Consider the following 10776-nt stretch of genomic DNA (forward strand, 5'->3'; position numbering starts at 1 on the left):
ACGAACTGCGGACTTTGTTGAGGAAGACCCTTTTGAAAAAGGGTCCTCCTCAAACGTCAGCTCTGCTGATGTTGACTCCATCCCCGAAAACTTTTATTTCTTTTTGGCATGGGGCAGCTATTTCTATAAAGTGCAGTTAGTGACCGCACTTGGCGAACTTTATAAAGATTCCTGCCCCCTGCCAAAAAGAGAGAGAAGTCTTTGGAAAGGGGTCTGGGGAATAACCTTTCTTCAGAAAGGTTTTCCCCAGCAGAACCCGCAGTCCGTAAGATAAAACGACAATCGCCGCAGTCGAAAGTTACCCGACAGCGGCGATCACGCTATTATGAAAGGATAGAGTAAAGGCGACCGGATCAATTGATCTCTTATTAGTATATTAACATATGCTTAACATTTTCACATCATCATAAAGTGTAAGAAAAACCACACAAAAATCAATGCGTTACTTTAGCAACTTCTCACAACCGCATCATTTCACCACTGTTTTAAAACCATAACCCGCGTATTTTCGTGCTGATTTGACAGTACAGCCATGATCTCAAAGATCATTTTTGATGACTTTCACGAAAATTCTATGTCAAATTTGTGAAAATAACATCTTGAAAATATTTTCTTAATAATTTATAATAAGTGTATATACAATTAATAATTTATTATACAATGTGATGAAAGGGGTGCAGCTATTTGAGAAGAATAAAAAAATCAGGCATAAACATAATGCGTTTTGATAATCTGAACGAACACACTGTCTACGCTATCGGCGGCATATCACTGCTCGTGTCGCACATCGCATATCTGGCTATCTTCTCGATATTGTCAGTAAAACCGATGATATACTATAATATATTCAGCGTGACTTTTTATATATGTATGCTTATCCTGCTTTATAAAAGTCATTACCGCAAGCGCCTTGTGCTGGCAACGCTGGTGGAAGTAATGGTACATTCCTGCCTTGGCTGCTATACCATGGGCTGGGATATGGGCTTCGGGACGATGCTGCTTTTCCTGATACCGATCCCCTTTTATCTGCCGCTGAGAAAGCTGATAACACCGTATCTGTTCTCACTGATACCATTTGCGCTGTATGTAGTGATAGCTGCACTGGTAAAATTCAGGAACCCTTCTGCTGAACTCTACACCTTCAAAGATCCTACGATAAACAACATTGTATACTATATAAACATCTCATTTGCGGCACTGATACTGCTCTATATTTCATCGATATATATGTTCAGCCGCGAACTCATGCGGTTCAAGCTTACCAACAAAAACGAAAGCCTGAAAAAACTGGCGACCATCGACCCCCTGACACAGCTTTTCAACCGCCGCGCCATGAATGAATACCTCAAACTCGTTCAGCATAACTGCGAACGTTCAGGCAAAGGATATGCAGTCTGTATCGGTGATATCGACGATTTCAAAAAAGTCAACGATAAGCACGGTCATTCAGTGGGCGACGAAGTTCTCAGGCAGATAGCCGCAGTGATAGCACAAACCGTTCCCGCCGAAGGCTATGCCGCAAGATGGGGCGGAGAGGAATTCCTGTTCATTATACCAAATGCCGACGCTTCATGCGGTGCTGAACTTTCCGAAAAGATACGCGAGGATATATATAAAAAGAATTTCAAATCAGATAACGGTAACTTCCGCGTGACAATGACCGTAGGCGTCTGCCGCGGCAACCCTGGTGATGATATCGAAAAAGTGATATCCCTCGCCGACAAGCACCTCTATCAAGGCAAACAAACAGGCAAAAACAAAACAGTGACATGACCCCATTAACATCAGGCTATGTCATGGAAAAATATTATATCGCACGAACTGCGGGGTCACTGAGGGAAACCTTTCTGAAGAAAGGTTATCCCTCAGACTCCTTTCCAAAGACTTTTAACTCTTTTTGGCAGGGGGCAGACATTCTTACAAAGTATAGCTGTGTACGATCATATACTGAACTTTATAAAGATAGCTGCCCCCTGCCAAAAAGAAACAGAAGTTTTAGGAAAGGGGGTTTGGGGGAATAACCCTTTTTTCCAAAAGGGTTTTCCCCCAATAAGTCCCGCAGTCCGTGCGATATATTTTCCACGGCATAGCCCGATGTTAGCACGATTGTGAAAAGTATGTGAAAATTAGCACTCTCCCCTTGACAGTGCTAAAATTAGTGGTATAATATAATCAGAACAAAGGAACAGAACAGACTGCCGCGGAGGTCTGAACTATCCGTCCCGTTGCTCATGGTATAAACATTCGGCAAAAGGTCATAATATGTTTGTATGATGAAAAGGAGGACTGACCTATGTTACTACCCAGTATTTTTGGAAATGACGTGTTCGATGATATGATGAGTTTTCCGAGGTTTGACGATTTCGGAGACATTGACCGCAAGCTTTACGGCAAACACGCCGACAGAGTTATGAAAACTGATGTGCGCGAGCACGATGACAGCTTCGAGGTAGATATCGATCTGCCCGGCTTTACCAAAGATGAGATCGAAATAAACCTGCGTTCGGGATATTTGACCGTGAGTGCCGCAAAGGGGCTCGATAAGGACAACAAAGACCCGCAGGGCAAGCTGATAAGGCAGGAGCGCTATGCGGGCGCAATGCAGAGAAGCTACTACGTAGGCAAGGAGCTCACCGAGGAAGATATCAAGGCGAAGTTTGAGAACGGTGTTCTCAGCCTGTATGTTCCCAAGAAAGAGCCACAAAAGGCTCTCCCCGAGACCAAGCGCATAGCTATCGAATAAATAATTCAGGCACTTCTGTCATGATGACAGAAGTGCCTTTTTGTTTTTATTCCCAATCGTATTTATTGGTCTCAAACTCAAATGTGCCTTTATCGGTGTACGTTATGTAGATCGATCTTATGTCTTGTATATCCGTATCAAATATTGTAAAGCAGACACTGCCATCGCGATGTATGCCTATGTCTTCGATCTTCAAATTTTCAAGGAAAAGTTCCTTTGACATCAGCATATGCTGCGATTCACTCATTATGAGTCCCGACTCGTCCGCAAAATGGTCAAGGGCAGCCATTTTTACACGGTAGTCCATTTCTTCCTTGTTGTTCAGCAGCTGTATGAACCTTTCCACGCCATCGCCCATATCGTCCGAACCTTCAGCGACCGTCTCTATGTAAGCATCAATTTGATATTCGTCGTCATCATACCATTTCACTAAACCCTCGTAGATATATTCGTCATCAACGAAGGTAAATATACCCAGCGGAGTAGCTACCTGACCCTCTTTAAGGACCGGCTGTTCGACAGGCTTTTCCTTTTTGCCGAACAGTTTTCCAAAAAATGACATATCTATCGCTCCTATCTTTCATATATCACTTGCAAAAGCACTCGATATACCTGTCAATACAGCTTTCGATGGTCTTTACAGCTTCATCTACGTTCTTCACATCATCGATAACGGTATCCTTGTTTTCAAGGGCTTTGTATACCGTAAAGAAGTGCTTCATTTCCTCGAAGATATGGTTGGGAAGTTCGCTTATATCTTTGTATACATTGTAGGTGGGGTCGTTGAAAGGTATGCAGATTATCTTTTCATCTGCCGCACCGTTGTCCATCATCATTATCATGCCGATAGGATAGCAATCCACCAGCGAAAGGGGCTGAAGCGTTTCGGAACACAGCACCAGAACGTCCAGCGGGTCGCCGTCTTCGGCGTAGGTACGTGGGATAAATCCGTAATTCGCAGGATAGTGAGTCGAGGTATAAAGTATCCTGTCCATTTTCAGAAGTCCCGTTGCCTTGTCCAGCTCGTACTTTACCTTTGAACCCTTTGATATCTCAACAACAGCTGTGAACTTGTTTTTTGATATCGCCTTTGGTGATATGTCATGCCAGATATTCATATCTCTACCTCCCTGTTGTTATTTCCATAAATTTACAGATCATTTCTGCCTTATACCTTTATTCTGCCAGATACATTCCGACTTCTTCAAGTGCTTCGGGTATATCGAATACAGTCTCGCCCTCCAGCTCAACCGCTGAAAGACTGCCCTGCTGTTCATCGGTAAAAGAATCCCACATGGAACAGGGAGTATCGGTCTTTGATATGCCCAGCTTTTTAAGAAGCATCTCAGCCTTGTCCTTTTTCGGGGTATAAAGCATGAACTCCTGATAGTCCATGAAGTACAGCTCTTCCTCGGTCTTGTTAGATCCAAATCCGAAACGGCTGAGACCGTCCTGTATAAGCAGTTCTCCGTAGCGCTTCATTATTGCTCTTGCCACGGCTTTTGTGCAGTTATCGAGATAGTACACGTCATACTCCTCGCTGTCCTCGCGGGGCAGTTCAAGCAGGAAGAATACAGGCTCGTCCGCCAGTTCGATGAAACCCTCGGCAAGGTCTGCCATAAGTTCGGCGCTGATTATACCCGTAAAGCTTCCGTCCTTGAATTTGTATCCGCTTTCAATATCTTTTGCGGCGGGTGCGCTTACTCCCTGACAAAATTGAAAAGCCATTGGTATCCCTCCTTTTAGGGTTATTGGTATGCGGTCGCATCCATCCTCATCCGTTCGCTGATCTAAAACAAATGTTCCGCGTGTAACATTTTTGTTTGCGTGGTGGCATGGGTCGCCGCTAGTTTCGCTTACTTTCCTCTTGCGGCGATTATCTTCATCATTTCGCCAACATTATTCATGCCCGATACTTCGCCCATCTTGAACTTCATACCGAACTCGTCTTCAACAGCGCCTATCAGCGTGATATGCTCGATTGAATCCCAGTCCTCGATATCATCAGCAGTGGTATCGGCTGTTATAACTATGCTGTCATCATCAAAAACATCTCTGAAAACTTCTGTCAGTCTTTTTTTAAGTTCCTTAGCGTCCATTTATTGTTCCTCCGTATTGACATTTATTGCTGTATTTTTGCTTTCGCTATGTGCTGAAACTTCCAGCTTCCAGACGGTATTGCCATCATCATCGGAGCTCTGCTTTTCAAAGCCCAGCTCCCCGAAAAGTTCAGCCACCATCTTATTTTTCGCGGTGGGGTAATAGTAGCCGTATATCTCGGCTATGCCCTTTTCCTTACTAGCTTTCACCAGTTCGTCAAGCATAGCGTATTCCATGCCCCTTTTGAGCACACGGCAGCTCATCAGCCACAGTTCAAGGTCGAGCTTATTGCCGTTCACTTTGCCTATGACCTCGGATACTACGCCGTTATCGCCGTACTTATCCACAAGCTTGCCATACAGTGTGATGTACTCATCGCTGTTCATGCGTTCTTCCATTTCGGTGACGGTATATCTGCGGGTAGTAACATTGAACTGATTGCTCTTTCCCGCCAGCTGAGCCAGACGCTGTACATACATGGGCTTAAAAGGTGCTATCTCGGCAAACATTTCAAGGCTCCTGAGATAGTCGTCATAATCCGCGAATTTTGACTGCTCCTGTTTTCTCTGCATATTTGCGGCATACATCTCGGTACGTTTAAGGTCATCTGCTGAAAGGCTTACCACCTCAAAGAATCCCGAGCGGTCGATGTTTCGGATATAGTCTGCCACGTTATCCATATCGGGAGCTGCAAATCCGCTTCCGCGGACTATCTCCCTTTCGGCGGGATTATCGTCCGCAAGCACAATGGCATCGGGCAGTATATCAAGCTCTTTCGCGGTATTTATAAGGTTCTCGCTTTTGGGTTCCCAGTTTGCTTTTATCAGGGTGAAATCCGAAGGTCTCAATGCGCCCTCGGGGTGTTCAAGTCCCGCGATGGCGTTTTCTTCCTCGTTTTTTGAACATACTGTCAAAAGCACGCCTATGTCTTTGAGCGATCTGACATATTCCTGCCACTGATAGTAAGCCATAGCCTCGGCAGTTTCCTGCCCTATTGTGAGGTTCTCAGCACCGTCATCACCGACGATACCGCCCCAGATGGTGTTATCGAGGTCTAGGGCAAGCACCTTTTTATTTCTTCCGCATATGGCTTTTATGACCTTTGCGGCTTCAAAGCAGAGATCGGGTATAAAGCGGATATTCAGGCTGTATTTGTAAAGATACCAGTACTGCGGATCGCTCCAGACATCAAGTCCGCATACTGCCGAAAGGTAGTTTATATCATTGAGATATACTCCGCTTGCGGCGTTTATCTCCTCTGCCAGCCTGATATTCAGCCTTGTGACGTAATTTACAAGACCTCTTTTATCACTGCCGTCGCTGTTGCCCAGAAGTCTGAAACTCGGCAGTTCAAAATTGTTCTGTACCACAGCACAGCCGAAGTTCGCTTTCAGGCTTTCCCACATCTGCTTATAGCCCGCTATCTCGTTTTCAAGACCCTCGGCTATATCAGCTTCAGACATTTTGGGTGTCGGCTTGAATGTAAGATTTCTCAGTCCCGTATGCAGAAATACTATCTCGGGCTTGAAAGCCAGAAGTTCCTCAGAGGGGAACAGTGCTTCCTGCCTGTACTGGGCATATTCACATTCGTAGAACTCAGCTTTTATGCCATAGTTCAGCAGGAAAAGTTCCAGCACCGATACTATATCCGAGGTGGTAGACCCGCCCAGCACAGCTATGCGCTTTGTCAGCACGGGCGTTACCTCTTCGGTCAGCCGCCTTTTCAGCGACTTTTTCTTTTTCATTATATACCCGCTGTCAAAGGGGTATTCAAGTTCTTTCATAACTAATCCTCATAGCCGCCATCGGCATTATCGGTATTCTCATTATTTTCAGCAGTGCTGTCGGCATTTCCGTCCCCGGACTTTGACTCGTTATCATCAGTCTTCTCTTCGGGCTGACTCTCCTCGGGTTCATCGGACTGTATCTCCAGCGGTACTGCGGAATCCTGCACGCGGTTGTTGTTTATCGCGGTGATGTGCGTTTCAGTCGAGCAGGAGGTTATTGAGATGGAGAACAGCAGGTCGGTACAGCCTACCGCACGGCAGAACTCTATCGCGTTTTCGTCGAAGTATCTGAAATCACACACGTATATCTTCTCAAAGCTGTGTGTCAGGAAAGGTACCAGCGCATTGCCGAAGCTGTCCTTGAAGATGACCAGTGTTCTGCCGTTATCGACATCGGTGGTTATCTCGGTTATCTCTTCATCTTTACCCATTATTGCAGAGTAGCAGTTTACGCCCTCGGCAAAGTCAAAGAACAGACTGCCCTCTTCACCGTAGGTGAAATCGGTGTTATAGTACTTGGTAGTATATTCATTATCGGGCTTATAGTAGATGAAAGTATCGGGATTTGCTTCCAGTTCGCTGTCATAGTTGCTGTAAGCGTACATCGTACCCAGGAAGCCGTTTATCTTGCACTTCTCGTAGGTCTTGATATCGGCATACTTAACGCCTGCCTTATCGGCAAATACTTTGCCTGCGTAGTAAGCACCAAGGGGCTGCCAGTGGTGGTCTGTACGTGAATAGATATACTCATCGGTGTGAGCGCCTATTGCATCGTATACATCAACATTGATTATACCGCTGAGTTCGGAAGCGATATTGTCGATATTATCCTTCTGGTCGGCAACTATGTCCTTGAAGTTCTTGGGCATATAGTAAGCCGCAGAAGTAGGTATGGTCATGTTGTATACATTGACCTCGGGCATTTCTTCCTTATACTTGTTGATAGTCTTGGCATAGAGCGCACCTGTCTCGAACATACCATAGTAGCCCGCAACAGCACGTACATCCTTGCCCTTGCCGAATACTATAACTTCGCCCTCAAGCTCGCCGTCATCGAGTATCTCGGGGAGTTTTACTACCTCTTCCTTTTTGGTGGTAGTCTTCTTGCCGTCCTTGTCCTTAGCCTTTGTAGTGGTAGCTGCCTTGGGGTCAGTATTGGCGGTAACTGTGGTAACAGCTGCGCGCTTCTCTTCATCGAGAGTTTCCTTTTCGGCTTTCTTGTGAGTACCGCTTACTTTAGCACCGCCAAGGTCGATACCTTTCAGGCGGTCATAAGCCGCACCGAACTTTTTGAGTTCTTCACGACCGGGGATAGTATCGGTGAAATAATCATCTATCGCACGGGTATACTTTCCCGAAAAATAATCCTTTATGCTGAAAGAGGGGAACTCTGCCAGATTTCTGTTCTCGGAATTTATAAAGCCGCTCTCCCTTTCCATGAAAAGCAGGGAGAAGAAAATGGCAAATATCATGCCCAAGCACATGATGCAGTTTATGAAGTGGAATTCCAGCTCATGGGTCTTGGCCTTTTTGCGCTTTGAATGTGACTTCTTTGCAGCTTCACTGCGGCTGCCCTTTTCGGGAACACTGTGAGCCTTTTCTGTTTTTCCGCTGCGGACTTTGTGTATCATCTCCGCAAAGTCATATACCTCATCAGCTGTCTCTGCGGATACGGGCTTTCTGCTTACAGGTGCGGCTTCAGGTGACTTTTCTGCGGGCTTAGCGGCAACAGGCTGCTTTACCTCGGCAGGAGTTTTCTCCACGGGCTTCACCTCTGAAACAGGCATCTTCTCTGCTTCAAGCTTTTCAGCCTTTTCCTTTACCACACTGAATTCAGCCGTCTTTTCCAGTTCAGTGAGCTGAACTGTTTCAGCTTGCTGAACTGTTTCGGCGGGCTGTACTGTTTCGGTAACAGCGGGAGTTTCAGCCTTAGCAGGTGCTTCGGGCTTCTTCTCGGGAACGGGGTCGCGCAGATCATCGAGGTTCATTTTAGAAATAGGCATTTTCAGCGATACTGTGCGCTTATTGGGAGAATCTGCCGCTTTCTGTCTGCCGTTCCTGTGTGGCACCTCACGTACTCTTGCATCGCCGTGAGAGTCAACGTTCATTACCAGTTCCTGCTTATGGGGCACGCCCATAGCAGCACCGACTACCTCGCCGAAATCAGGTACGGGTTCGGGCTTGGGTGGCTGTGTCATCACAGGCAAGGGAGCAACGAAATCGGGTGGCAGCTGTCTTTTCACGGGAGCCTGCTGCTGTACGGGAGATACAGGCTGTACAGGGGTGCTGTACACAGGACGAGTGACAGGCGCCTGCTGTGTTTCTTCGGGTTCGTCTTCGCCGTCTATCCAGACGCTCTTTTTGGGTTTCAGCAAAGGGCTGTCCGTCCAGATGCTGTGACTGCGCTTGCGGCGGTCTTCCCTTATTTTATCAACTATCTTGTCATGCTCGGCAGCACCCTCGCCTGCGGGTGTGAAATCCTCGGGCACGAAGCTTTTCAGCTCGCCTATGGGCTTGGTGTTTCTTGCCGTCCGTCTTGATTCGGGTGTGGGTATATCCTTACCGCCGAGAGTAACATCGTTCAGCGACTGTTCATATGCTTTTGTCAGCGCCTCCAGATCAAAAGCGGGAGAGCGCTTTTCATTTTTATTATCCATCATTTAGCTCACCTGCTCAGAATCTGAAATAAAGGAACGGATTGTTTGTGTTGTTCAGCAGCAGCAGACTGCTTGCAATGAGTATAAGCGCGTTGCAAATAACGCCTGCTGACTGGAAGATATAAGCACTTCCGGGCTTCCTGAATGCCTTTTCGCGTATCTTGGGTATAACGGGCATTGCAAAGAATATCGCTGCGATGAACAGGAAGATATTGCCCATAAAGATATTTGCGGTATAAGCATCGCAGAAGGAGTTGCCGTTAAGTCCTATAAGTCCCTTGAAGAACTTGCACAGCTTGGGCAGGCTCTCGAAATAGAAGATGCCGAAGCCTAAGAATATTATCGTCTTGGTATAGATATGTGCCGCAGGTACGGGCATTTTCTTCATTTTCTTCTTGCCTATCATCATTTCCATCATGATGAACAGACCGTAGTAAAGTCCCCAGAAAACGAAATTCCAGCTTGCACCGTGCCAAAGACCTGTCAGGAACCATACAAGGAAAAGTCCGCCGTACTTGCGCCTTTTGCCGAATATCGGGATATACAGCACATAATCGCGGAAGAACGAACTCAGGGAGATGTGCCATCTCTGCCAGAATTCGGAGATAGTCTTGCAGATGAAAGGATATTTAAAGTTCTCATCAAAGTGGAATCCGAATATACGTCCCAGACCGATAGCTATATCGGAATAGCCCGAGAAATCGAAGTAGTACCAGAGTCCCACAAGTATAGCGCCGTACCATGTGCCCAGTACGGACAGAGAATCAATGGCGGAATACTTGTTATCGGCATTACCGAAAAGCGAGGTAACTACTGTACTCAGGCTGTTGGCGATAAGCACCTTTTTTCCGAGACCCAGTATTATACGTGAAAAACCTTCGGATATATCGTTGATGGTAGTCTTTCTGTCCTCTATCTCCTCGGCTATGACGGAGTACCTTACGATAGGTCCTGCCACCAGCTGCGGGAAGAGAGATACGTACATCAGGAATTTAAGAAAACTCTTCTGGGGTTTAACCTTGCCCCAATAGCAGTCTATGGTATAGGATATAGTCTGGAATGTATAGAAAGATATGCCTATGGGCAGTTTTATGTGGGGCACGGGAATATTCAGCCCTGCGGCATTGTTCAGGTTTTCCACAAAGAATCCCGTATATTTGAATCCGAAGAGGAGTCCCAGATTGAATATCAGCGACCACGCCAGCGCAAGCTTAGCCTGCCAGCCTTCGGGGTGTTTCTCGATGACTCGTCCGTTGTAATAGTCCACCAGCGCGGATACGGCAAGTATGCTGACCCACACAGGTTCGCCCCATGCGTAGAATATCATAGAGAATACTATAAGCACTATATTTCGTATATTAGCGTTGCGTGTGATAAAATAACATATCAGACACACAGGAAGAAAGAAATACAGAAAAAGCAGATCTGCAAAAACCACGTTATATTACTCCTAATCCTAAAAATTTCAATTTTTTGCCATAATTCAGCG

General features: G+C 46.1%; 9 protein-coding genes. 2 read left to right on the top strand and 7 right to left on the bottom strand.

Annotation, left to right across the window (positions count from 1 at the left end; translation table 11 throughout):
- The first annotated feature begins 684 nt into the window (after positions 1-684).
- Complete coding sequence (locus tag N773_RS0112145; protein WP_024858043.1) at positions 685-1773, top strand: GGDEF domain-containing protein; 1089 nt, start codon at positions 685-687, stop codon at positions 1771-1773.
- A 520-nt stretch (positions 1774-2293) separates the two neighbouring features.
- Complete coding sequence (locus N773_RS0112150) at positions 2294-2743, top strand: Hsp20/alpha crystallin family protein (RefSeq protein ID WP_024858044.1); 450 nt, start codon at positions 2294-2296, stop codon at positions 2741-2743.
- Positions 2744-2789: 46 nt separating this feature from the next.
- Here the strand turns inward: N773_RS0112150 and N773_RS0112155 are convergent, their stop codons facing one another.
- The 7 genes from N773_RS0112155 to N773_RS0112185 all read right to left on the bottom strand — a co-directional run bounded on the left by N773_RS0112155 (position 2790) and on the right by N773_RS0112185 (position 10725).
- Positions 2790-3305: a DUF2262 domain-containing protein gene (locus N773_RS0112155; protein ID WP_024858045.1), complete on the bottom strand. Its 516-nt coding sequence runs from the start codon at positions 3303-3305 to the stop codon at positions 2790-2792.
- Positions 3306-3330: 25 nt separating this feature from the next.
- Positions 3331-3861: an inorganic diphosphatase gene (locus tag N773_RS0112160; RefSeq protein ID WP_024858046.1), complete on the bottom strand. Its 531-nt coding sequence runs from the start codon at positions 3859-3861 to the stop codon at positions 3331-3333.
- A gap of 58 nt (positions 3862-3919) precedes the next feature.
- A complete protein-coding gene (locus N773_RS0112165) occupies positions 3920-4471 on the bottom strand; it encodes a hypothetical protein (RefSeq protein ID WP_024858047.1) in 552 nt (183 codons plus the stop codon).
- 128 nt (positions 4472-4599) lie between these two features.
- On the bottom strand, positions 4600-4842 hold the full coding sequence (locus tag N773_RS0112170) for an acyl carrier protein (protein WP_024858048.1): 243 nt from the start codon (positions 4840-4842) through the stop codon (positions 4600-4602).
- Positions 4843-6627: an HAD-IIIC family phosphatase gene (locus N773_RS0112175; protein WP_024858049.1), complete on the bottom strand. Its 1785-nt coding sequence runs from the start codon at positions 6625-6627 to the stop codon at positions 4843-4845.
- A gap of 2 nt (positions 6628-6629) precedes the next feature.
- Entirely contained in the window at positions 6630-9290 is a 2661-nt protein-coding gene (locus N773_RS0112180; RefSeq protein WP_024858050.1) for a DHHW family protein, read from the bottom strand.
- A gap of 13 nt (positions 9291-9303) precedes the next feature.
- Complete coding sequence (locus N773_RS0112185) at positions 9304-10725, bottom strand: MBOAT family O-acyltransferase (protein ID WP_024858051.1); 1422 nt, start codon at positions 10723-10725, stop codon at positions 9304-9306.
- Positions 10726-10776: the final 51 nt, after the last annotated feature.

Source organism: Ruminococcus albus AD2013, from assembly GCF_000526775.1.
Lineage (GTDB): Bacteria > Bacillota > Clostridia > Oscillospirales > Ruminococcaceae > Hominimerdicola > Hominimerdicola alba_A.